At 75.9% G+C, this 26,407-nt stretch carries 6 protein-coding genes; all 6 read left to right on the top strand.

Going from position 1 to position 26,407, the window contains the following annotated elements; all coding sequences use genetic code 11:
• Nucleotides 1-14 precede the first annotated feature (14 nt).
• The 6 genes from HNR25_RS24410 (at nt 15) to entS (ending at nt 26,386) form a co-directional block, all read left to right on the top strand.
• Complete coding sequence (locus HNR25_RS24410) at nt 15-1,514, top strand: tryptophan 7-halogenase (RefSeq protein ID WP_184640277.1); 1,500 nt, start codon at nt 15-17, stop codon at nt 1,512-1,514.
• A 107-nt stretch (nt 1,515-1,621) separates the two neighbouring features.
• A complete protein-coding gene (locus HNR25_RS24405; protein WP_184640275.1) occupies nt 1,622-15,922 on the top strand; it encodes a non-ribosomal peptide synthetase in 14,301 nt (4,766 codons plus the stop codon).
• Nucleotides 15,919-23,292 carry a non-ribosomal peptide synthetase gene (locus HNR25_RS24400; protein ID WP_184640273.1) on the top strand — a complete coding sequence of 2,458 codons (7,374 nt, stop codon included), beginning with the start codon at nt 15,919-15,921 and terminating at the stop codon, nt 23,290-23,292. Before HNR25_RS24405 ends, HNR25_RS24400 begins: the two co-directional genes overlap by 4 nt.
• 91 nt (nt 23,293-23,383) lie before the next feature.
• Entirely contained in the window at nt 23,384-24,355 is a 972-nt protein-coding gene (locus tag HNR25_RS24395; RefSeq protein ID WP_184640271.1) for an ABC transporter substrate-binding protein, read from the top strand.
• A gap of 83 nt (nt 24,356-24,438) precedes the next feature.
• On the top strand, nt 24,439-25,062 hold the full coding sequence (locus tag HNR25_RS24390) for a GNAT family N-acetyltransferase (RefSeq protein ID WP_184640269.1): 624 nt from the start codon (nt 24,439-24,441) through the stop codon (nt 25,060-25,062).
• A gap of 49 nt (nt 25,063-25,111) precedes the next feature.
• Entirely contained in the window at nt 25,112-26,386 is a 1,275-nt protein-coding gene (gene entS / locus HNR25_RS24385) for an enterobactin transporter EntS (protein WP_312862769.1), read from the top strand.
• Nucleotides 26,387-26,407: the final 21 nt, after the last annotated feature.

The following is a 26,407-nucleotide window of genomic DNA, read 5'->3' as shown; positions in this document are numbered from 1 at the left end:
CAGGAGCCGCGAGCATGAGCGCCCCAGAGGAATTCGATGTCATCGTCGTCGGAGGCGGCCCCGCCGGTTCCACCGCCGCCACCCTGATCGCCGACCGGGGGCACCGCGTCGTGCTCCTGGAGAAAGAGCGCTTCCCCCGCTACCAGATCGGTGAATCGCTGCTGCCGGCCACCGTGCACGGCGTATGCCGCCTGCTCGGCGCCGACGAAGAGATCCACGACGCCGGCTTCACGGCCAAACGGGGCGGCAGCTTCCGGTGGGGCACCAGCCCGGACCCGTGGAACTTCCTGTTCGCGCTGTCGCCCGAACTCTCCGGACCGACCTCCTACGCCTACCAGGTCGACCGGATGACCTTCGACGACATCCTGCTGCGCAACGCCGCCCGCCACGGCGTCGACGTGCGCGAGGAGTCGGCCGCGCTGGACGCGGTCACCACCGGCGGACGCGTCACCGGCGTCGTCTACAGCGACCCCTCCGGAACCCGCCGCGAACTCGCCGCCGCCCACGTCGTCGACGCGTCCGGCAGCACCGGCCGGCTGCACGCGGCCGCCGGCGGCACCCGGCGCCACTCCGAGTTCTTCCGCAACCTCGCCGTGTTCGGCTACTTCTCCGGCGGCGGCCGCATGCCCGAGCCCGACGCCGGCAACATCCTCTGCGCCGCCTTCGACGAAGGCTGGCTGTGGTACATCCCGCTGCGCGAGGACCTCACCAGCGTCGGCGCCGTCCTCCACCACGACCAGGCCGCCCGCATCCAGGCAGACCGCGAAGGCACGCTGTACGAGTCCATCCAGCGCTGCGACATCGTGCGCGACCTGCTCGGCGACACCGAGCGCATCACCGAGGGCACGTACGGACGCGTCCGCGTGCGCCGCGACTACTCCTACGCCGACACCCGGTTCTGGGCGCCCGGCATCACCCTGATCGGCGACGCCGCCTGCTTCATCGACCCGGTCTTCTCCACCGGAGTGCACCTGGCCACCTACAGCGGGCTGCTCGCCGCACGCTCGGTCAACAGCGTCCTCGCCGGCGAGCTGAGCGAAGAGCGGGCCTTCGGCGAGTTCGAGGGCCGCTACCGCCGCGAATACGCGGTCTTCTACGAGTTCCTCGCCGCCTTCTACGACATGCGCCAGCGCGAGGAGACCTACTTCTGGCACGCCCGCAAGGTCACCGACATGGCCACCGACGACGTGCAGGCCTTCGCCACCCTGGTCGCCGGTGCCTCCTCCGCCGAAACCGCGCTGGTGGGCGCCGACGCGCTCACCCGGCGGTTCAGCTCCGCCTCCGCCGAGCTCACCGGGGCGGTGGAACGCACCGGCGCGGCCCGCACCGACAGCGGCGAACGGATGACCGAACTGTTCCGCGCACCCGTGGTGGCCGACGTCATGTCGGAGATGAACCGCATCCAGCGGCGCGGCGCCGCCGGGCCGGCCGCCGAGGCACCGCTGCTGGAGGGCGGATTGGTGCCGACAGCCGACGGCCGCAGCTGGGCCGAACCCGGCACCGCCCCGGCCTGACCGCACAGACCGCCCTACGGCCTGCGCCCCCGGGCGCGGGCCGCCCCTCCTCCCGTTCCCTCGACACCGCCCCGTAGGCCACGTTTCTCCGAAGGCAGCGCCCCACCATGAGCCGGACCCGCCCCACCCGCACCCCCGTGTCCCTGGCACTCACCGGTGCCCAGCGCGGCGTCTACTACGCCCACCACGTCGCGCCCGGCGGCGCCGACCCCGCCGCAGGGCGCTTCAACGTGGGCCAGTACATCGATATGCCGCACGGCCCGGACCCCGCGCTGCTGCGGTCGGCGCTGGAACACGTCGTCGCCGAAACCGACACGCTGCGCATCCTCGTCGAAGAACCCGACCGGCACCGCGGCGAGGACGGCGCGCCCCGCCAGGCCCTCTACCCGGACCTGCCCGGGGACCGGCCCCTGTTGGAGGAGGCCGACCTGCGCGGCGAGGCCGATCCGCGCGCCGCCGCGCTGGAACTGATGCACGCCGACATGGCGGCTCCGGTCGAGCTGTCCGCGGGGCCGCTGCACCGCTTCGTGCTCTACCGCATCGGCGACGACCACCGCCTGTGGTACCAGCGTTTCCACCACATCGTCGCCGACGCCTACGCCATCACCACGTTCACCCGCCGCGTCGCGGAGGTCTGCACCGCGCTCGCCGGCGGCAGCACGCCCGAGCGCCGGTTCGGCGACCTGGCCGCGGTGGTGTCCGAAGAGGAGGACTACGCCGCCTCCGACCGCCGCGCCGCCGACCGCGCGTACTGGAGCGATCTGCTGGCCGACCGTCCGGAACCGGTGCTGCTCGGCGGCGCGCTGCCCGCGCCCGCCCCGGCGGTGGTCACGGCGCACGGCGCACTGGACGCGGCGACCGCCGGGCGCCTGGCCGAACTGGGCGAGCGTTCCGGCGCCAGCTGGGCCGAGACCGTCGTCGCCGCCTTCGGCTGCTACGTGCACCGCCGCACCGGCGCCCGCGACGTCGTGCTCGGCATACCCGCCATGGGACGTCTGGGCTCGGCCGCCCTGCGCACTCCCGCGATGGTGGTCAACGTGCTGCCGCTGCGCCTGCGGCTGCGCCCCGCCGACACCGTCGCCGATCTGCTCGCCGGCACCACGGGGCGCCTGCGCGAGCTGCGCGCCCACCAGCGCTACCGCGCCGAAGACGTGCGCCGCGACCTCAACCTGGTGGGGCGCGGCACCGCGCTGCACGGGCCGGTGGTCAACATCAAGGCCTTCGACTACGACTTGGATTTCGCCGGAGCACGCGGCACCGCCCGCACCCTGTCGGAAGGGCCGGTCGACGACGTGTCGCTGTCGGTCTACCGCGACGGCACCGACGGCGGGCTGCGCTTCGAACTCAACGGCAACGCCGCCCGCTACACCCGCGCGGACCTGGACACGCTGCTGGCGGAGTTCGGCCGGCTGCTGCAGGGGACCGCCGACGCCGGCACCGCACCCGGGGAGGCCCGGCGCCGGCCGCTGGGCACCCTCGACATCGCCGACGCCGGCACCGCAGCTGCCTCGGGACCGGCGGGCGACGCGCCCGGCGACCCGGTCGCCGACCGGATCGCCGCCACCGCCCGCCGCGTCCCCGGCGCGGTGGCCGTGGAGGCGGGTGGTGTTTCGGTGGCTTTTGCCGAGTTGTCGGAGCGTGTCGATGTGTTGGCGGAGCGGTTGCGCGGGGCGGGTGCGGGGCCGGAGTGTGTGGTGGCGGTGGCGCTTCCGCGGTCGGTGGAGCTGGTGGTGGCGCTGTTGGCGGTGGGGCGTGCGGGTGCGGCGTATCTGCCGGTGGATCCGGGGTTTCCCGCTGAGCGGATCGCGTTCATGCTGGCCGATTCGGGTGCGCGGGTGCTGGTGACCGATGCCGTGACCGGGGCGCATCTGCCCGAGGGGCCGCGCCGGCTGCTGGTGGACGATCCGGCTACCTGGCCCGAGCCCGCCCCGGCCGGCGCCGGCGCGGCGGTTCCCGCGCCGGACAGCGCCGCCTATGTGCTGTACACGTCCGGGTCGACGGGGCGGCCCAAGGGTGTGGTGGTCTCTTATGGGGCTCTGGGTAATTTCCTGGCCGATATGGGCGGGCGGTTCCCGCTGGTGCCGGGGGAGCGGCTGCTGGCGGTGACCACGGTCGGTTTCGACATTTCCGCGCTGGAGCTGTATCTGCCGCTGCTGGCGGGGGCGACGGCGGTGCTGGCGGATCGGGACACGGTGCGTGACCCGGCCGCGCTCGCCCGGCTCGTCTCCTCTTCGGGGGCTTCGGTCATGCAGGCCACCCCGAGCCTGTGGCGGGCGCTGGTCGAGGAGGATCCCGGGGCGGTGGCCGGGTTGCGGGTGCTGGCGGGCGGTGAGGCGCTGCCCGAGTCCCTGGCCCAGACGCTGGCCGCACGCGCCCGGGAGGTGGTGAATCTCTACGGGCCCACCGAGACCACGATCTGGTCCACCGCCGCACCGATCGGACCGGGCCGCGACCGCCCGGCCGCCGCGGCCGCCCCCATCGGTGCGCCGATCGCCGCGACCCGCCTCTACGTGCTCGACGCGGCGCTGCGCCCCGTGCCCTCGGGCACGGCCGGCGAGCTCTACATCGCCGGCGCCGGGCTCGCCCGCGGCTACCGCGGCCGCCCGGGCCTGAGCGCGGAGCGGTTCGTCGCCGACCCGTTCGGCCCCGCCGGATCGCGCATGTACCGCACCGGCGACCTCGTCCGCCGCGAGGCCGACGGAACGCCGGCCTACATCGGCCGCTCCGACTTCCAGGTGAAGGTCCGCGGGTTCCGCATCGAACTCGGCGAGATCGAGACCGCCCTCGCCGAAGGCGACGGAGTCTCCCACGCCGTCGCCGCCGCCCGCGACGACACCGGCGCAGGCCCCCGCCTCGTCGGCTACGTGCGTCCCGGACCCGGCGCCGCTCCCGATCCGGAATCCCTGCGCAGCGCCCTGGCGCTGCGCCTGCCCGACTACATGGTGCCCTCGGCCGTGGTGGTGCTGGAGGAGTTCCCGCTGACCGCCAACGGCAAGATCGACCGCGCCGCACTGCCCGCACCCGGACCCGCCGCCTCCGGCGATCCCGACACGCCCGCCGGCCCGTTCGAAGCGCGCTTGCGCAGCGTCCTCGCCGCGGTGCTGGACACCGGTGCCGTCGGCGGCGGCGACGACTTCTTCGCCCTGGGCGGGCACTCGCTGACCGCCACCCGCGCCGCCAACCGGATCCGCGCCGAGCTGGGTGTGGACGCGCGTGTGCGCGACCTGTTCGACGCCCCCACGCCCGCCGCACTCGCCGTCCTGCTCGCCGCGCGCCCCGCCGCCCGGCCGCCGCTCACCCGCCGCCCCGACCCCGACGCGCCCGTGCCGCTGTCCTACGCCCAACAGCGCCTGTGGTTCCTGGACCGGCTGCACGGTCCCGGCGCCGTTTACAACGTCCCGCTGGCCTTCCGGCTGCGCGGCACCGTCGACACGGACGCGCTCGCCGCCGCCCTGCGCGACGTCGTGCTGCGCCACGCGATCCTGCGCACCGTCTACGCTCCCGCCGACACCCCCGGCGAGGGCGCCGCGCACCAGCGCGTCCTGGACCCCGACGAGATCGGCGACCTGGTGGAGGTGTCCGACACCGCCCCCGCCGACCTGGACGGGCACCTGCACGAGGTACTGCACCGGCCCTTCGACCTCGCCCGCGACACCGCCGTGCGCGCCGCGCTGCTGCGCACCGCACCCGACGACGCCGTACTCGCGTTCGCCTTCCCGCACATCGCCACCGACGAGTGGTCCGAGGCGCCGTTCATCCGCGACCTCGACGCCGCCTACGCCGCACGCCGCGCCGGGAGCGCCCCGCGGTGGGAGCCGCCGGCGGCCGACTACGGCGACTTCGCGGTCTGGCAGCGCGACTGGCTGGGCGCGGCCGACGATCCCGCCGGTCCGATGGCGCGCCAACTCGCGTTCTGGCGCGGCACGCTCGCCGGCGCGCCGGCCGAACTCGACCTGCCCGCCGACCGGCCGCGCCCCGCCGCGGCCGACGGCGCGGGCGCCTCCGTCGCGTTCACCCTCGGCCCCGCCGAGCACCGCGCGCTGCTGGAGCTGGCCGAACGGCAGGGGGCCACCCCGTTCATGGTGCTGCACGCCGCGGTGGCCGTGCTGCTGCACCGCACGGGAGCCGGCGACGACATCACCGTGGGTACGCCCGCCGCCAACCGCGACGACACCGCCCTGCACGACACCGTCGGCATGTTCCTGAACATGCTGACCCTGCGCACCGACCTCTCCGGAGGTCCCGCCGCCGGCGAACTGCTGGCGCGGGTGCGCGCAGCCGACGTCGCCGCCTTCGCCAACGCCGACGCGCCCTTCGACCGGGTCGTGCAGGAGTGCGACGCCCCGGCCTCGCTGGCGCGTCACCCGCTCTTCCAGGTCATGCTGACCTACCGGCGCGACCCCGACCGGCCCACGCTGCTGGGCACCGAATCCGCCGCCCACTCGGTCGACATGCGGGCGGCCAAGCTCGACCTGGAGTTCGCCTTCGCCGAACGACCGGGCACCGACGGGCTCGCGGGCACGCTGCGCTATGCCACCGCCCGGTTCGACCGCGTGACGGCCGAGCGCCTGGTCGAACGGTTGCGCCTGGTGCTGGAGGCGATGACGGGCGACCCCGCGCGCAGCGTGTCCGCCATCGACGTGCGCACCCCGGACGAACGGCGCATGCTGGCGCGCGCCAACGCGACCGAGCTGCCCGTCCGACGCCCGCTGCTTCCCGAGGGCATCGCCCGCGCCGCCGCCGAGCATCCCGACCGCATCGCAGTGGAGGCGGGTGGTGTTTCGGTGGCTTTTGCCGAGTTGTCGGAGCGTGTCGATGTGTTGGCGGAGCGGTTGCGCGGGGCGGGTGCGGGGCCGGAGTGTGTGGTGGCGGTGGCGCTTCCGCGGTCGGTGGAGCTGGTGGTGGCGCTGTTGGCGGTGGGGCGTGCGGGTGCGGCGTATCTGCCGGTGGATCCGGGGTTTCCCGCTGAGCGGATCGCGTTCATGCTGGCCGATTCGGGTGCGCGGGTGCTGGTGACCGATGCCGTGACCGGGGCGCATCTGCCCGAGGGGCCGCGCCGGCTGCTGGTGGACGATCCGGCTACCTGGCCCGAGCCCGCCCCGGCCGGCGCCGGCGCGGCGGTTCCCGCGCCGGACAGCGCCGCCTATGTGCTGTACACGTCCGGGTCGACGGGGCGGCCCAAGGGTGTGGTGGTCTCTTATGGGGCTCTGGGTAATTTCCTGGCCGATATGGGCGGGCGGTTCCCGCTGGTGCCGGGGGAGCGGCTGCTGGCGGTGACCACGGTCGGTTTCGACATTTCCGCGCTGGAGCTGTATCTGCCGCTGCTGGCGGGGGCGACGGCGGTGCTGGCGGATCGGGACACGGTGCGTGACCCGGCCGCGCTCGCCCGGCTCGTCTCCTCTTCGGGGGCTTCGGTCATGCAGGCCACCCCGAGCCTGTGGCGGGCGCTGGTCGAGGAGGATCCCGGGGCGGTGGCCGGGTTGCGGGTGCTGGCGGGCGGTGAGGCGCTGCCCGAGTCCCTGGCCCAGACGCTGGCCGCACGCGCCCGGGAGGTGGTGAATCTCTACGGGCCCACCGAGACCACGATCTGGTCCACCGCCGCACCGGTGGAGCCCGGGCGCCCGGTCACCGTCGGCGCCCCGATCGCCAACACCCGGGTGCACGTGCTCGACGCGGGGCTGCGCCCGGTACCGCCGGGCACGGCCGGCGAGCTCTACATCGCCGGCGAGGGTGTGGCTCGCGGTTACCGCGGCCGCCCGGGCCTGAGCGCGGAGCGGTTCGTCGCCGACCCGTTCGGCCCCGCCGGATCGCGCATGTACCGCACCGGCGATGTCGTGCGCTGGGACAGTACGGGGAGCCTGGACTACCTGGGCCGCTCCGACTTCCAGGTGAAGGTCCGCGGGTTCCGCATCGAGCTCGGCGAGATCGAGGCGGCCCTGGCGCGCCGGTCCGGCGTCGGCCAGGCGGTCGCGACAGTGCGCGCCGACGGCGGCGCCGACGGCGCGATCACCGGCTACGTCGTCGCCGAGCCGGGGGCCGGAGCGCTCGACGGAGACACGGTGCGCGCGGGTGCCGCGGAGCACCTGCCCGACTACATGGTCCCTTCGGTCGTGGTGGTGCTGGAGGAGTTCCCGCTGACCGCCAACGGCAAGATCGACCGCGCCGCGCTGCCCGCGCCCGCCACCGCCGCCCGCGAGGCCGTCCGCCGCGCGCCGGGTACCCCGCAGGAGGAAGCCGTCTGCGCCGCGATCGGCGAGGTCCTGGGCACCGGCTCCGTCGGCGGCGGCGACGACTTCTTCGCGCTGGGCGGGCACTCGCTGGCCGCCGCCCGCGTCGCCAACCTGCTGCGTGCCCGGCTCGGCTCCGAGGTCGGCGTGGGCGACGTGTTCCAGGCGGCCACACCGGTCGGCATCGCCGCGCGGATCACCGAGCGTGCGGGAGACGCCGCCGCGGCGCGGCCGGCGCTGACCGCGCGCCCCCGGCCCGCGCGTGTTCCCCTCGCCGCCGAGCAGCGGCGGCTGTGGCTGCTGGAGTCCGCCGGCGCTGCCACCGGCGGCGCCTACAACGTGCCCTGGGCACTGCGCATCCGCGGCCCCCTCGACAGCGCCGCGCTGGAGGATGCGCTGGGCGACGTCCTCGCCCGCCACGAGGTCCTGCGCACCCGTTTCCCCGCAGGCGCCGGCGGCGAGCCCCAGCAGCGCGTCGTCGGCGTCGCCGACCTGCCGCGACCGCTGCTGGAACGGGAGGCCGTGCCCGGCGTCTCCGAGGAGCGGCTGGACCGTGCCGCGTGCGAACCCTTCGACCTGGCCGGCGGCCTGCCGGCGCGCTTCCGGCTGTTCGTCGGGGACGCAGAGCACGTGCTGCTGGCCGTGTTCCACCACATCGCGGTGGACGAGTGGTCGCAGGAGCCGTTCCTGCGTGATCTGGATGCGGCTTATCGGGCGCGTGCGGCCGGCGGGGTTCCGGAGTGGGCGCCGCTGCCGGTGTCCTACGGGGATTACGCGCTGTGGCAGCGCGAGCTGCTGGGTTCGCCGGAGGATCCGGGCAGCAGGGCATCGCGTCAGCGCGGTTTCTGGCGGGAGGCCCTGGCGGGGCTGCCCGAGGAGATCCCCCTGCCCGCCGACCGGCCCCGCCCGCGGGCCGCGAGCGGCAGCGGCGGACTGGTGCGCTTCGCGTTGCCCGCGGACGTGGCCGCGGACGTCGAGCGGATCGCCGAGCAGACCCGCACCACGCGCTTCATGGTGCTGCGGGCCGCGGTGGCCGTGCTGCTGTACCGGATGGGCGCCGGCCCCGACGTCCCGCTGGGCACGCCGGCGGCCAATCGCGCCGATGAGGCGCTGCACGAGGCGGTCGGCATGTTCCTCAACACCCTGGTGCTGCGCACCGACCTGACGGGCGCCCCCGGCTTCCGCACGCTGCTGGAGCGTGTGCGCGACTCCGATCTCGCCGCGTTCGCCAACGCCGAGCTGCCCTTCGACGACGTCGTCGAGGAGCTCAACCCCGTGCGTGCTACCGGGCGCAACCCCCTGTTCCAGGTCATGGTCAGCCACCAGAGGCGGCCCGAGGGCACCGACGGTCTACTGGGCCTGCGCACCCGGCTGGACGACCGGGTGATCGACACCGCGAAGTTCGACCTGGAGGTCGTGTTCATCGAGCGGCCCGGCGCCGAGGAGCTGGACGCGGCGGTGCGCTACTCCGCCGACCGGTTCGACCGCACCACCGTCGCCGACCTGACCCGGCGGTTCACCCTGCTGCTCCGCGCCGCCCTGGACGATCCCGATCGGCCGGTCGCCGGCCTTCCGCTGTTGGGGGAGGGTGAGCGGGAGCGGCTGCTGGGGGAGTGGGGCGCGGGCACCGCGCCGCGTGCGGTGGCCGAGCGGACGCTGCCGGAGCTGGTGGCCCGCGGCGCGGAAACCGGTGGCGGTTCGGCGCTCGCGCTGGTGTCCGACACCACCTCTGTCTCCCGCGCGGAGTTCGATGCGCGGGTGCACCGGTTGGCGCGGGAGCTGATCGCGCGTGGTGTGGGGCCGGAGAGTGTGGTGGCGGTGGCGCTGCCGCGGTCGGTGGAGCTGGTGGTGGCGCTGCACGCGGTGGTGTGTGCGGGCGGGGCGTATCTGCCGGTGGAGACCGACGAGCCCGGTGAGCGGGTCGCGTTCGTGCTGGAGGACGCGCGTCCGGCACTGCTGCTGTGCCGCGGAGCGGACGCCGCCGATCTGCCGCGGGTCGACGGTGTCGAGACTGTCGCGCTCGACGCGCCGGAGACCGCGGCGCGCATCGCCGAGCACCCGGCCGGCCCCGTCTCCGACGCCGATCGACGGGCGCCGCTGCGGGGCGGGCACCCGGCCTATGTGCTCTACACCTCCGGTTCCACGGGCCGGCCCAAGGGTGTGGTGGTCTCTCATGCGGCGATCGTGAACCGGTTGGCGTGGATGCAGGGCGCCTATCGGCTTGGGACCGATGACCGGGTGCTGCTGAAGACGCCGGTGTCCTTCGACGTGTCGGTGTGGGAGCTGTTCTGGCCCTTCGCCGCGGGGGCGTCGCAGGTGGTGGCCGCACCGGGCGGGCACCGCGACCCCGCCTACCTGGCCGAGGCGGTCACCGCCAACGGGGTCACGGTGTGCCACTTCGTCCCCTCGATGCTGCGGGTGTTCGCCGACGCTCCCGGCGCGTCGGCGTGCACGTCGCTGCGCCGGGTCTTCGCCTCGGGCGAGGCGCTCGGCGCCGGCACCGCGGAACGCTTCCGCGCGCTCCTGCCCCAGGCCGCGCTGGCGAACCTGTACGGGCCCACGGAGGCGGCGGTGGACGTGACCGCCTTCGACGCCGGCGCCGAGGAGTTCTCCGGTGCGGGGGTGCCGATCGGGCGTCCGGTGTGGAACACGGGCGTCTACGTCCTGGATGAGCGGCTGGCGCCGGTGCCCGCCGGCGTCGAAGGGGAGCTGTACCTGTCGGGGGCGCAGCTGGCGCGGGGGTATGCGAACCGGCCGGGGCTGTCGGCGGAGCGGTTCACGGCCGATCCCTTCGGTGCGCCCGGCGCGCGGATGTATCGCACCGGCGACGTGGTGCGCTGGGACCGCGCCGGACGGCTGGTGTTCGTGGGACGTTCGGACTTCCAGGTGAAGGTGCGCGGGATGCGCATCGAACCCGGCGAGATCGCACACGCCCTGGCCTCGCGCCCGGACGTGGCCGACGCAGCGGTCCTGGCCCGGCCCGACGCCGCCGGCGACACCCGCCTGGTCGGCTACGTCGTCCCCGCAACCCCGCACGGCGCCGGCACCGGCGGACTGCGTACCGAGTTGGCCGCCCGCCTGCCCGCGCACATGGTGCCCGAGGCGCTGGTCGCCATGGACGCTTTCCCGCTGACCGCCAACGGCAAGCTCGACCGCGCCGCCCTGCCCGATCCCGGCCCGGGCACCGCCGGCCCGGGCACCGGCCGCGCCGCGAGCGGGCCGCGCGAACAACTGGTCTGCGCGCTCTACGCCGACCTCCTGGGGCTGGAGCACGTCGGCGCCGACGACGGCTTCTTCTCCCTCGGCGGTACCTCCCTGGCCGGCGCACGACTGGTCAACGCGCTGCGCACCCGCCTCGGCGCGGAGGTGGGCGTGGCGGACCTGTTCGACGCCCCCACCCCGGCGGAACTGGCCGCACGCATCGCCGCGCGCCAGGACCCCCGGCCTCCGCTGCGCCCCGGAGCCGCCGCCGAATCCGACGCGGCCCCTCCGCTCTCGGCCGCCCAGCGCGGGATGTGGGCCGGAGCCCAGGTGCCCGGCGCGGAGGCGGCCTACAACGTCGCCTGGGTGCTGCGGCTGGGCGGCGGCGTCGACACCGAAGCGCTGCGCGCCGCCGTCGCCGATGTCACGGCCCGCCACGCCGTCCTGCGCACCGCCTACCCCCGCTCCGGCGCAGAGCCCCGCCAGCAGGTCCTGGACACCCCGCACACGCGCGACCCCCTGCGGGTGGTGCGTACCGGCGACGCCGATCCGGACGGGCTGGTGGCCGCCGCCGCCCGGCGCCCCTTCGATCTGGAATCCGAACCCGCCTACCGGCCGGTCCTCTTCGCCGCCGACTCCGGTGAGCACGTCCTGCTCAACCTGTTCCATCACATCGCGGTGGACGAGTGGTCGCAGGAGCCGTTCCTGCGGGATCTGGACGCCGCCTACCGGGCGCGGTGCGCGGGCCGGGCGCCGGAGTGGGCGCCGCTGCCGGTGTCCTACGGGGATTACGCGCTGTGGCAGCGCGAGCTGCTGGGATCGCCGGAGGATCCGCAGAGCCGGGCGGCCCGCCAGCGGGGGTTCTGGCGGGAAGCGCTGGCCGGCCTGCCCGAGGAGATCGCGCTACCCGCCGACCGGCCCCGTCCCGCCGCACCCGCCGACGCGGCCGGAACCGTGGCGCTGGCGATCCCCGCCGGCCTCATGCGCGCCCTCACCCGGCTGGCCCGCGAACGCGGCGCCACCCCGTTCGTCGTCCTGCAATCGGCGGTGGCCGTGCTGCTGCACCGCATGGGCGCCGGAACCGACGTGCCCCTGGGCACGCCGGTCGCCGACCGCCCCGACGAGGCGCTGCACGACGCGGTCGGCATGTTCCTCAACACCCTGGTGCTGCGCACCGACCTGTCGGGCGAGCCCGGTTTCGGCGGCGTCGTCGACCGCGCCCGCACGTTCGCCGCTTCCGCCTACGCCAACGCCGAACTGCCCTTCGACCGCGTGGTCGAGGCGCTCAATCCGCCGCGCGCGGCCGGACGCAACCCGCTGTTCCAGGTGATGGTCAGCCACCAGCGGCGACCCGAGCCGCGTGCGGGCCTGGCGGCCGCCCAGGCGGCCGTCGACGACGCCGTGGCCCCGCCCGCCGCTCGCTTCGACCTGGAGTTCGAGTTCATCGAACGCCCCGGCGACGACGGCGCCGAGGCCGCCGTACGGTTCTCGGCCGAACGGTTCGACGACGCGACCGCGCACGCCCTCGGCGAGCGGCTGCTGCGCCTGCTCTCCGCGGGAACCGCCGACCCGGAGCGGCCCGTGGCCGGCCTTCCGCTGTTGGGGGAGGGTGAGCGGGAGCGGCTGCTGGGGGAGTGGGGCGCGGGCACCGCGCCGCGTGCGGTGGCCGAGCGGACGCTGCCGGAGCTGGTGGCCCGCGGCGCGGAAACCGGTGGCGGTTCGGCGCTCGCGCTGGTGTCCGACACCACCTCTGTCTCCCGCGCGGAGTTCGATGCGCGGGTGCACCGGTTGGCGCGGGAGCTGATCGCGCGTGGTGTGGGGCCGGAGAGTGTGGTGGCGGTGGCGCTGCCGCGGTCGGTGGAGCTGGTGGTGGCGCTGCACGCGGTGGTGTGTGCGGGCGGGGCGTATCTGCCGGTGGAGACCGAGCAGCCCGGCGAGCGGGTCGCGTTCGTGCTGGAGGACGCGCGTCCGGCACTGCTGCTGTGCCGCGACGCCGACACCGCCGACCTGCCCGCCGAGCCCGCCGTGCCCCGGCTCGTACTGGACGCGGCCGCGACCGCGCCCCGCCTGGCCGATCGTTCGGCGGAGCCGGTGAGCGACGCGGATCGGGCCGCTGCGCTGCTTCCGGAACATCCGGCTTATGTGCTGTACACGTCGGGGTCGACGGGCCGGCCCAAGGGTGTGGTGGTCGCTCATGCGGCGATCGTGAACCGGTTGGCGTGGATGCAGGACGCCTACGGGCTGGAGCGGGCGGATCGGGTGCTGCTGAAGACGCCGGTGTCCTTCGACGTGTCGGTGTGGGAGCTGTTCTGGCCCTTCGCCGCTGGGGCGTCGCAGGTGGTGGCCGCACCGGGCGGGCACCGCGACCCCGCCTACCTGGCCGGGCTGATCCACGAGGCCGGTGTCACGGTGTGCCACTTCGTCCCCTCGATGCTGCGGCTCTTCGTCGAGGAGCCGCAGGCCGCGCGGTGCACGTCGCTGCGCCGGGTCTTCGCCTCGGGCGAGGCGCTCGGCGCCGGCACCGCCCGCCGGGTCCGGGCTGTGCTGCCGCGGGCGGCGCCGGCGAACCTGTACGGGCCCACGGAGGCGGCGGTGGACGTGACCGCCTTCGACGCCGGCGCCGAGGAGTTCTCCGGTGCGGGGGTGCCGATCGGGCGTCCGGTGTGGAACACGGGCGTCTACGTGCTCGACGGCCGCTTGGCGCCGGTCCCCGCGGGCGTGGAGGGCGAACTGTATCTGTCCGGGGTGCAGCTGGCGCGGGGGTATGCGAACCGGCCGGGGCTGTCGGCGGAGCGGTTCGTCGCCGATCCGTTCGGCGGCCCGGGGGCGCGGATGTATCGCACCGGCGACCTCGTGCGGTGGGACGCCGGGGGGCGGCTGGTGTTCGCGGGGCGCTCGGACTTCCAGGTGAAGGTGCGCGGGATGCGCATCGAACCCGGCGAGATCGAACACGCGCTCACCACTGCGCCCGGGGTCGCCGGTGCCGTCGTCACCGCCGACCGCACCGCCGCGGGCGCCGACCGGCTCGCCGGCTACGTCACCCCCGCCGGCGCCGCCGCCCCGGATCCCGATGCGCTGGTGCGCCGGCTCGCGGCGCGGCTGCCGGAGCACATGGTCCCCGCCGCGATCACGGTGCTCGACGCGTTCCCGCTGACCGCCAACGGCAAGCTCGACCGCGCCGCCCTGCCCGCCCCCGACCCCGGAGCGCGCACCGCGGCCGGGCGGGAGGCCCGGGGCTTCCGGGAGGAGCTGCTCGCCGGGCTGTTCGCCGAGCTGCTCGGGCTGGAGCACGTCGGCGCCGACGACGGCTTCTTCTCCCTCGGCGGCGACAGCATCCTCGCCATCCGGCTCGTCGGCAACGCCCGCGCCGGCGGTTTGGAACTGACCCCCGCCGACGTCGTCACCGAGCAGACCCCGCAGCGCCTCGCCCTGGCCGCCGCTCCCGCCGACGCCCCCGGCGGCACCGGCACCCGCCACGGCCCCGACGACGGCACCGGCGACATCGAACCGACCCCCGTCATGCACTGGCTGCGTGAACGCGGCGGCCCCATCGCGCGCTACAGCCAGGCCACCGTCGTGCACACCCCCGACGGCGCCGACACCGCCGGCCTGACCGCCGCCCTCCAGGCGGTGCTGGACACCCACGCCATGCTGCGCGCCCGGCTGCGCACGGCTGCCGACGGTTGGCGGCTGCACGCCGCCGAACCCGGCGCGGTCACGGCCGCCGACGTGCTCACCCGGCGCGACGCCGCCGGGCTGGACGCCGCCGGTCTGGCACGGGCCGCCGCCGAGGAGGCCGACGCCGCCCAGGGCCGGCTCGACCCCTGCGCCGGGGCGATGGTGCGGGCCGTGTGGCTGGACCGCGGTCCCGGCCGGCCCGGCCGACTGCTGCTGGTGGTCCACCATCTCGCCGTCGACGGCGTATCCTGGCACATCCTGCGTGCCGGGCTCGCCGCCGCCTGGCGCGACGCCTCCCGCGGCCGCCCACCCGCACCGCCGGCGCCGCACACCTCCTACGCGCGCTGGTCGCGGGAGCTGCGAACCGAAGCCCGCTCCCGGCACCGCACCGCCGAACTCCCCGCCTGGCGGGAGATCACCGCCGCCGACGGCGGCACGGAGGAGTTCGGGCCCTGCGACCCTGAGCGCGATACCGCCGCGACCCTGCGCCGGATCACCGTGACGCTGCCCGCGGCCGACACCGAAGCGCTGCTCACCCGCGTCCCCGAGGCGTTCCACACCGGTATCGAGGACGTGCTGCTGTCCGCGCTCGCCCTGGCCGCCGCCGAATGGCGCGCCTCCCGCTCCGGCGGTACCGGCGGGGTGCTGCGGCTCGCCCTGGAAAGCCACGGCCGCGAACAGCACCTGTTCGGCGGAACCGACGTCTCGGGCACCGTCGGTTGGTTCACCGCCGTCCACCCCGCGCGCCTGGACGTCGCCGGCCTCGATCCGGCCCGGGCCCGCACCGGCGGGGCGGACGCCGGCGACGCACTCAAACGGGTCAAGGAGCAGCTGCGCACCCGACCCGCGGACGGCGGTATCGGCTACGGACTGCTGCGCCACCTCAACTCCGATACCGCCGCGCCGCTGGCCGCCGACCCCGAACCGCCGCTGCTGTTCAACTACCTCGGGCGCGTCGCGGTCGCCGGCGAGTACGAGCCCTGGGCCGTGGCCCCCGAAACCGGCGCGCTGCCGCCCGGCATCGACCCCCGCATGCCCGTGCGCCACCCCCTGGAGCTCAACGTCCTCACCCGCGACGGCGCCGAAGGCCCGGAGCTGACCGCCACCTGGGCCTGGCCGCAGCGGCTGCTGGCCGAAACCGACGTGCGCGAGTTCGCCGACGCCTGGTTCGCCCAGCTCGGCGGGCTCGTCGCCCATACCGACTCCTCGGGGGCGGGCGGACACACCCCCTCCGACCTGTCCCTGACCGACCTCGATCAGGACGAGATCGAGGCATTCGAAGCAGAGTGGAGGCTCCCGTGAGCAACGCATCCGGCCTGGAGGACATCCTGCCGCTGACGCCGCTCCAGGAAGGGCTGCTGTTCCAGAGCCAACTCGACGCCGCCGGCGCCGACGTCTACAACGTCCAGGTCGCCCTGGAACTGCACGGCGGTCTGGATCCCGAGCGGCTGCGCGCGGCCGCCGACGCCCTGCTGCGGCGCCATCCCAACGTCCGCGCCGCGTTCCGGCGCCGCAAGAACGGGCAGGCGGCCGCGCTCGTGGGCGCCGACGTGCCCGCCGACTGGTCCCGCACCGACCTGACCGGCCTCGACACCGCCGGGCAGGAAGCCGAGCTGGCGCGCCTGCGCGACGAGCAGCGCCGCCGGCGCTTCGACCTCGCCCACCCGCCGCTGGTCCGGTTCGTGCTGGTGCGCCGGGCGCCCCGCGACCACGTGCTGGTGCTCACCCACCACCACATCCTGCTCGACGGCTGGTCGCTGCCGCTGCTGGTGCGCGACCTGTTCCGGCTCTACGCCGCCGACGGCGCCCCGCTGCCGCGCCCCGCTCCGTTCCGCGACTACCTGTCCTGGCTCGGCCGCCAGGACACCGGCGCGGCGCTGGAGGCCTGGCGCACCGCGCTGGCGGGCGTCGCGGGCCCCACACGCGTCGCCGACGCGTTCGCCGCCTCCCGCTCCGACCGCCCCGACCGGGCGGGCGATCCCCCGGCCCCGGAGGACGGGGCCGCCGAACCCCGCGGCCTCACCCGCGACGTGCCCGCCGAACGCACCGCCGCGGTCCGCGACCTCGCGCGCGCCCAGGGCGTCACGCTCAGCACCGTCCTCCAGGCGGCGTGGGCGACGGTGCTGGGCCACCTCCTCGACAGCCGCGACGTCGTCTTCGGCACCGCCGTCTCCGGACGCCCCCACAGCCTGGAGGGCGCCCCCGACATGGTCGGGCTGTTCGTCAACACCGTGCCGGTGCGGGTACGCGCGCACCCGGGCGAAACCGCCGCCGGCCTGCTCGCCCGCCTGCGCGACGAGCAGGCCGCCCTGCTCGACCACGGCCACGTCGGCCTCGCCGAGATCCAGCGCGCGGCCGGAGCCGGCGAGCTGTTCGACACGCTGATGGCGGTCGAGAACTACCCCGTCGAGGGCACCGACCCCGCCGCCGACGTGCCCGGCCTGCACGCCCGGGTGCTGGGCTCCACCGACGCGACGCACTACCCCCTGTCCCTGGCGGTCGCGCCCCCGCGGCCGGACGCACAGAACCCGCGGCTGCGCCTGACCCTGGGCTACCGCCCCGACACCGTCCCCGAAGAGCGGGCGGAACTGGTCGCCGACACCCTCACCGCCGTCCTGCAGGCCATGGCGGACGCGCCGCACACGCCCCTCGCCCGGCTGCCCGTCCTGCCGCCCCACCACGTGCCGGCCCCCACCGCCGCGCTCGCCGCCCACCGCACGGCCGCCCACGACGCGGTCACCCGCACCTCCGAGCCCGCCGGCGCCGCCGGCCCGGAACCCGGACTGCACAAGGCCGAGGAGGCGGCCGAAGCCGACGCCCTGCGCGAAGCCGCCTTCCCCGAGCTGTTCGCCCGCCGGGTAGCCGAATCCCCCCACTCGGTGCTCGTCGAGGACGAGGACGCCGTCCTCACCGCCGCCGAAGCCGACGCGCAGGCCAACCGGCTGGCGCGGGTCCTGCTGGAGCGCGGCGCCGGGCCCGAGCGCGTGGTCGCGCTCGCCGTCCCCCGCTCCGCGGAGCTGATCGTGGCGCTACTGGCGGTCCTCAAGTCCGGATCGGCCTACCTCGCGCTCGATCCGGACTACCCCGACGACCGGCTCGCCCACATGCTCGCCGACGCCCGCCCGGCCTGCGTCGTCACCGCGGACGGCCTCAGCGCGCGCGTCGCCGCCCTCACCGGCGCCGATCGCGTGGAGCCCGGCGACCCCGCCACCGCCGCCGCGATCGCCTCCGCCGCGCCCGGACCGGTCACCGACGCCGACCGCGGTGCCGGTCTGGCGCCCGGCAGCGCCGCCTACCTCGTCTACACCTCGGGCTCCACCGGCCGCCCCAAGGGCGTCGTCGTCAGCCACGCGGGCGTCGCCAAGCTCGTGGCCACCGCCGCCCGCCGCCTCGGCGTCGGCGCCGACAGCCGCGTCGCCCAGCTCGGCTCGCCCAGCTTCGACGTCGCCTTCTGGGAGTTCGCCATGGGTGTTCTCTCCGGCGGCCGGCTCGTGGTCGTGCCGCCCGAGCGCCGTGTGCCCGGTCCGCCGCTGACCGACTACCTGCGCGAACGGGGCGCCACCCACGTCGGCCTGCCGCCCGCGCTGCTGGCGGCGCTGCCCGACGACGCCGAACTGCCCCCCGGTATGACGGTGCTCGCCGGAACCGAAGCCGTCCCCGGCGCCCTCGTGCGCCGCTTCGCCTCCGACGGGCGCGCCATGTTCAACTGCTACGGCCCCACCGAGGCCACGGTCAACGCCACACTGGGCCGGTGCCGCCCCGACGCGGCCGGCGACCGGGTGCCCATCGGCCTCCCCGACCCCGGGGTGCGCGCCTACGTGCTCGACTCCCTGCTGCGGCCCGTGCCCGCCGGCGTGTCCGGCGAGCTCTACCTCGGCGGGGCCGGTCTCGCCCGCGGCTACCTCGGACGCCACGGGCTGACCGCGGCCCGGTTCGTCGCCGACCCCTTCGGCGCGCCCGGGGCGCGCATGTACCGCACCGGCGACCGCGTCCTGGCCAACGCCCGGGGCGAGCTGGAGTTCCTCGGCCGCACCGACGACCAGGTCAAGATCCGCGGAATGCGCGTCGAACTCGGCGACGTCGAGGCCGCCCTGGCCGCCCACCCCGACGTCGCCGCCTGCGCCGCCGCCGTGCACCGCGACGACGCGGGCTCCGACGCCCTCGTCGCCTACGCCGCCCCGCTCGGCGGCCGCACCGTCGATCCGCGGGCGCTGCGCGACCACGTCGCGGCGCGCCTGCCCACGGCCATGCTCCCCGCAGCCGTGGTGCCGCTCGACGCGATGCCCGTCCTGCCCAACGGCAAGACCGACCGCTCCGCACTGCCCGCCCCCGACCTCGCCGCGGACGCCGGCGGCCGCCCGCCGCGCAACCAGGTCGAGGAACTGCTGTGCGGGCTCTACCGCGAGATCCTGGACGTGCCCGACGCCGGCATCGACGACGACTTCTTCGCGATGGGCGGCCATTCGCTGCTGGCCACCCGGCTGGTCACCCGCATCCGCACCGTCCTGGGCCGCGACGTCGAGCTGCGCACCGTCTTCGACGCGCCCACGGTCGCCGGGATCGCCGAGCGGCTGCGCCCCGCCGGCGCCCGCCCCCCGCTGCGCCCGGCCCCGCGCCCCGAGCGGCCCCCGCTGTCCTACGCCCAGCAGCGCATGTGGTTCCTCTACCGGCTGGACGGTCCGCGCCCCACCTACAACATCCCCTTCTGCGCACGGCTGCGCGGCCCGCTGGACCGCGCCGCCCTGGCCGAGGCGCTGGCCGACGTCACCGCCCGCCACGAAAGCCTGCGCACCGTCTTCCCCGACGACGACGGCGTGCCCTACCAGCACATCCTGGCGCCCGAGCAGGCCCGCCCCGACGTGCCGCTCACCGACACCGGCGAGGACGCGCTGCCCGGCGCGCTCGCCGAGGCCGCGGCCCACGGATTCCGGCTGGACGCGGAACCGCCGCTGCGCGCCCGCCTGTTCCGCACCGCCGAAGACGAGCACGTGCTGCTGGTCCTGCTGCACCACATCGCCGGTGACGGCTGGTCGGCCCGCCCGCTGCTGCGCGACATCGGCACGGCCTACACCGCCCGCCGCAGCGGCCGCGCCCCCGCCTGGGCGCCGCTGCCCGTCCAGTACGCCGACTACGGGCTGCACCAGCGCGCCGTGCTGGGCACCGAGGACGACCCCCACAGCGCCGTCCACGCCCAGGCCGCCTACTGGCGCGAGGCGCTGCGCGGCCTGCCCGAGGAACTCGCCCTGCCCACCGACCGCCCGCGGCCGGCCGCCGCGGCCGGCCGCGGCGGCTCCGTCGAACTGGCGCTGCCGGCCGAGCTGAGCGCGCGGCTGCGCGCGCTGGCGCGCACCAACGACACCAGCGTGTTCATGGTGCTGCAGGCGGCGCTGGCCGCCCTGCTGACCCGGCTGGGCGCGGGCACCGACATCCCGGTCGGCTCGCCGGTGGCCGGACGCGACGACGCCGCGCTCGACGACCTCGTCGGGTTCTTCGTCAACACGCTGGTGCTGCGCACCGACACCTCCGGCGACCCGGCCTTCACCGAGCTGCTGGCGCGGGTGCGCGACGCCAACCTGGCCGCCTACGACAACTCCGACATCCCGTTCGAACACCTGGTGGAGGTCGTCAACCCCGCCCGGTCGACGAGCCGCCACCCGCTGTTCCAGGTGATGCTGGCCTACCAGAGCGGCGCCGGTCCGCGCCTGGAGATGGAGGGCCTGCAGGCCGAACGCGAGCCGGTGGCCGCTCCCGGCGGCAAGTTCGACCTGGCCTTCGAGTTCCGCGACCCCGGCGAGAACGCCGCCGACCCCGCGGCCGGAGCCGTGCGGTGCGTCGTCGACTACAGCCGCGACCTGTTCGACGACGCGACGGTGCGCAACGTCGCCCTGCGGATGGAGCGGCTGCTGGCGGCCGCCGCCGACGACCCCTCCGCCGCCATCGGCCGGCTGGACCTGCTCACCGCCGAGGAGTCCGACCGGATCACCCGCGACGCCCGGGGGCCGAGCGTGGCGGTGCCCGACCCGGCGACCGTGCCCGCCCTGTTCGAGGCAGCGGCCGCCGGCGGCCCCGACCACCCGGCGCTGGTCTGCGAGGGCCGAAGCCACACGTTCGCCGAGCTGAACCGGCGCGCCAACCGACTGGCCCACGAACTCATCGCGCACGGAGCCGGTCCCGAAACCGTCGTCGCGCTGCTGCTTCCGCGCTCGGCCGACACCCTGGTGGCGATGCTGGCGGTGCTCAAGGCCGGCGCCGCCTACCTGCCCGTCGACCCGGCCTACCCCGACGACCGCGTCGCCCACATGCTGACCGACGCCGCACCGCTGCTCACCGTCGCCACCCCCGGGCTGCGGGAGCGCGCCGCCGCGCTCGGCGCCCGCGCGACCCTCCCTCCGGACCCCGCGGGCCCGGACGAGCGGCCCGCGACCGACCCGGCCGACGCCGACCGCACCGCCCCGCTGCACCCCGACCACCCCGCCTACGTCATCTACACCTCCGGTTCCACCGGCCGTCCCAAGGGCGTGGCGGTCACCCACCGCAGCCTCGCCAACCTGTTCCACAGTCACCGCGAGACGCTGCACCGGCCCGCCCGGCACCGCGCCGGCCGCGACCGGCTGCGCGCGGGCCACGCCTGGTCGTTCTCCTTCGACGCCGCCTGGCAGCCGCAGCTGTGGCTGCTGGACGGCCACGCCGTGCACATCGTCACCGAAGAGGCCATGCACGACCCGGCGCTGCTGGTCGAGCGGATCCGCGCCGACCGCCTCGACTTCATCGAAGTGGCCCCCTCGCACCTGCAGCAGCTGATGCGCGCCGGGTTGGGCGAACCGGGCACCCACATCCCGCTGACGCTGGGCGTGGGCGGCGAGGCGGTGCCGGCGTCGCTGTGGAGGCGGCTGGGCGAGTGGGAGGAGCGCGGCACCGTCGCCGTCAACCTCTACGGCCCCACCGAGACCACGGTCGACGCTCTGGCGGCGCGCGCCGGCGCCCACGTCCGCCCGGTCATCGGGCACCCCACGGCCAACACGGCCGCCTACGTGCTCGACGCGCGGCTGAATCCGGTCCCGCCGGGCGTGGTCGGCGAGCTGTACCTCGGCGGGGCCGGTCTCGCCCGCGGCTACCTCGGACGCTACGGGCTCACCGCCGACCGGTTCGTCGCCGACCCGTCCGGCGCGCCCGGCGCCCGCATGTACCGCACCGGCGACCTGGTGCGGCGCATGCCCGACGGGTCGGTGGACTACGTCGGCCGCGCCGACGACCAGGTGAAGGTGCGCGGCTTCCGCATCGAGCCCGGCGAGATCGCCGCGGCGCTGAGCGAGCACCCCGCCGTCGACCAGGCGGTCGTCGACACGTGGGAGGCCGCGCCGGGGGACCGGCGACTGGCGGCCTACATCGTCGCCACGGCGCAGCGCCACGGCGCCGCCGGGGCGGTTCCGCCGGATCGAGGACCGGGACCCGGCGGCGACGCCGACGCGCCCCGGGGCGGCGGCGGTCCCGGCACCGCCGAGCTGCGCGCCCACCTGGCCGCCCGGCTGCCCGACTACATGGTGCCGGCGGCGTTCCTGCCGCTGCACGCGCTCCCGCTGACCGCCCACGGCAAGCTGGACCGGAGCGCGCTTCCGGTGCCCGACCCGGCCGAGTTCGCCCCGGCTCCCGGGCGCGAGCCGCGCGGCGCCGCCGAGGCGGTGCTGTGCGAGGTCTTCGCCGAGGTGCTGGGCGCCGCCCGGGTCGGCGCCGACGACGACTTCTTCGACCTGGGCGGCCACTCGATGCTGCTGGTGCGGCTGCGCTCCCGGGTCGAAGCCGAGACCGGCGCACGTGCGGCGATCGCCGACCTGTTCGCCAACCCGTCGCCGGCCGCGCTGGCCGCGCACCTGGCCGCACTCGGCGCGCGGCCGGAGGGCCGCGCCGGCCGGGTCGGGGCCGCGGCGCCGCAGGACGCCCCCGGCGAACCCGGCGTCGTCGTGCTGCGCTCGGGCGGCGAGCAGGCACCGCTGTTCTGCCTGCACCCCGCGAGCGGGTTCAGCTGGTCCTTCGTCGGACTGCGCCGCCACCTCGGTTCCGACGTGCCGATCCTGGGCGTGGAGGCGCCGGCGGCGGCCACCGCCGCCGGCACCGTCGCCGCCCTCGCCGGTGTCTACGCCCGGCGCATCCGCCGCGCTCACCCGCACGGTCCCTACCGGATCGCCGGGTGGTCCTTCGGCGGAACCCTGGCCCAGGCCGTGGCGGCCGAGCTGGCGCAGGACGGCGCGGACGTCGAGCTGCTCGCGCTGCTGGACGCCTACCCGGCGCCGTGGCACGCCCGGCGCGGCGCCTGCGCCACCGGAGCGGAGGAGGAAGCGGAGCGGCCGGCCGATGCCGGCGGCGCCCTGGCCGCCCGGATCGGCGCCGAACGCGGCGATGCGGGCATGGCCGAGGCCAACCGCCGCTGGGCCGCCGAGGTCCTGGCCGCCTCCGCCGGGCAGGAGCAGCCGCGCTACAAGGGCGATGCGCTCTGCTTCACGGCCGAGGACGCCCCCGCCGGCGCCGCCCGCGCCTGGGAGCACGGCATCGACGGCGGAATCGAGCACCACGAGGTCCCCGCCGCCCACGACGATCTGCTCACCTCGGCGGGCTTGGCGGTCATCGGCCCCGCACTCGCCGCCCGCCTCGCCGCGCCCGCGGACCGCTCCGGGTGACGCGCGCACCCGGCGGCCGCGACCCGCTTGCCGCACCCTCGCACCGATCCAATAAGGTAAGCCTCACCTTTCATGAACGTCTGGAGTCCCCATGAACCGATACCGCGCCCCGATCCCCCGATGGGGCATCGGCCTGATCGCCGCGGCGGCCCTCACACTCACCGGCTGCACCGGCGGCGCCGAGGGCGACGAGAGCGGGTCCGAGTCCGCTCCCACGCGCGAGTTCACCAGCGACCACGCCGATCAGCCGGTGGAGATCCCCCGAGATCCCCAGCGCATCGTCGCCATCGGCTGGGCCGTGACCCCGCTGATCTCGGTGGAGGAGGCCGGTCTCGTCGGGGTGTCCAGCGGCACCCACGACAGCGGCATGACCCCTGAGGAGCTGGAGAAGGCCCAGGGCCTCCCGCAGGTGGGCCGCGACCTGGAGATCGACGTCGAGAAGGTCGCCGAGCTGGAGCCCGACCTGGTCGTCTCCGGCCTGCCCGCCGCCATGGAGTTCGACTACTCCGAGCTGGAGCGGATCGCCCCCGTCGCGGTCGCCGCGATGAACATCCCCTCGGAGTGGAAGGACATGAACCGGCGCATCGCCGACGCCGCCGGTGTCTCCGACGCCCACTCCGCGCTGATCGACTCCTACGACACGCGGGCGGCCGAACTCGGCGAGGAGTACTCCGAGGTCCTCGCCGACACCGTGTTCGTCTCCGTCGACGCCTACGGCGACGGCAAGTGGACCCTGGAGCACCAGGGCTCGCACGGCACCACCGTGCCCGCCGACGCCGGCCTGCGCTTCACCCCCGAATCCGACGACGGCGGCTTCAGCGAGTCCCTGCCGCTGGAGAACCTGGACCGGCTGAACGAGTACGACGCCGTCCTCACCCGCGCCGACGCCCAGGGCGAGCCCACCGAAGCCATCCAGGAGGTCATGGACCAGGGGCCGTGGCAGGACCTGGAACCGGTCGGCGGCGACCGCGTCTACCCCGTCCCGCAGTTGGGGGCGATGAGCTATACCACCGGCCTGGACCTCTTCGACCAGCTGGAGGAGCGGGTCCTGCAGGACCTGTGACCGCCCGCGACCCGCACACCGCCCCATTCCGCCCGCACACCGCCCCGCCAGCGGGGCGCGACCCGGAGGTGACGCACGTGCCCGTGCCCGAACCGACCGACACCGACGCGTCCCCGGCGGCGCACCGCCCTTCTCCCCGCGAGATCCCCGCCGGCGCCGACGTGCTGGCCGCCGGTCCGCCGCCGACCCCCGACCTCGCTGCGCCCTTCGCCGCGCGCCCGGCCCAGCCGCACGGCGCCGATCTGGCGACCGTGCACACGTGGATGCACCTGCCGCACGTGGCCCCCTTCTACGACCAGGCCTGGAGCCGCGAGCGCTGGGCCGAGGAGCTCTCCGCCCAACTGGGCGGCACCTTCTCGCGGCCGCTGATCGTCAGCCGCGACGGCACCGACACCGCCTACGTAGAGCTGTACCGCGCCGCGCGCGACGTCATCGCGCCGCACTGCGACGCCCGCCCCCACGACGTCGGATTCCACATCGCCATCGGCGATCCGGGCCGGACGGGGCGCGGCCTGGCCGCGGAGATCCTCGCCGCGGTCGCCCCCGCCGTCTTCGCCGCCGACCCGCACTGCCGGCGCATCCTCATGGATCCCGACTCCGGCAACGCCGCGGCCTGCCGCGCGGCCCGCAAGGCCGGACTCGAATTCCTCGCCGAGGCCGAACTGCCGCACAAGCGGGCGGCGCTGTTCGCCCGGGCGCGGGAGTGACGGCGGCCGGCCGCCCGGCCCCCGAGCACGGCGGCGGAAGGGGGAGGGGGTGACCGCGAGGCCGGCCCTGCAGGGCCTGGTCATCGATCTGAGTCCGCTGCGCAGCGGCAGGGGGTTCCGGATCGTCTTCGCGGTCCGGCTGATCTCGCTGTTCGGCGGCGGGTTCCGCCTCGTCGCCCTGCCGATGCAGGTCTATGCCATGACCGGATCGTCGGCGCTGGTGGCCAGCGTCAGCGTCGTCAACGGGCTGGCGAGCTTCGCCGGCACCGTGCTGGGCGGGCTGCTGGCCGACAAACTGGACCGGCGGCGGCTCATGCTGGTCAGCCTCGGGGTGGAGACGCTGGTCGTGGGTATGTTCGCGGCCAACACCGTCCTTCCGGGCGGTCCGCTGCTGGCCGTGATCTACGTGTGCGCCACCGTCAACGGCGTCATCGGCACCATGGGGCTGATCGCCCAGCAGTCCATGGTCCCCGCGCTGGTGGGCCCCGGCCGGCTGCCCGCCGCCGGTGCGCTGTTCGCGGTGACCGCCCAGCTGGGCGCGGTGGCCGCGCCGGCCCTGGGCGGTGCGCTGATCTCGCTGGGCGGTGTGGCCGCCGGATACCTCGCCACCTGCGCGATCGCCGCCGTCGCCACAGCGGCGGTGTGGTTCGTGCCGGCCGCACCCGCGGAATCGCCCGCAGCGGGCGCCACCGCGCTGCGCGCCGTCGCCGACGGTCTGGCGTTCGTGGCGCGCAACCCGGTGGTGCGCCCGCTGCTGCTGCTCGGCTTCACCCAGGTGCTGTTCACGATGCCCACCGTGCTGGTCCCCGAGTTCACCGACCGCGTGCTGGGCGGCGACGCCGCCCTGGCGGGGCTGCTCTATACCGCCCCGGCGGCCGGTGCCCTGGCGGCGTCGCTGACCAGCGGGTGGACCGGCCGCATCGCCCGCACCGGGGCGGTCGTGCCCGCGGCGGTGGCGATGTGCGGGGTTTCGGTGGCGCTGCTGGGCGCCGCCCGCAGTGCGGCGCTCGCGCTGGCCGCGCTGGTGCTGCTGGGCTGCTTCCAGGCGGTCGAGGAGATCCTGCGCTACTCCCTGATCCAGGCGCACACCCCCGATGCGCTGCGGGGGCGGGTCAACAGCGCGTGGCTGGCCCAGGCCACGGTCGGCGGGTCGCTGGGCGCGTCGCTCATGGGCGGGCTCGCCGCCGTCCTGGGCACGGCGGCCGCGCTGGTGGCGGCCGGAGCGGCGGGGGCGGCCCTGGTCGGCGCGATCGCTGTGACGGCGCCGGGGCTGCTGGCCACCCGCGGCGTCGCGCCGCCCCTTCGCGGCGACCGGACAACTTGATAAGTTTAGCCTACCCTAATG

The sequence above is a fragment of the Streptomonospora salina genome (assembly GCF_014204715.1).
GTDB lineage: Bacteria > Actinomycetota > Actinomycetes > Streptosporangiales > Streptosporangiaceae > Streptomonospora > Streptomonospora salina.
This window is presented reverse-complemented; position numbering and strand designations above follow the sequence as displayed.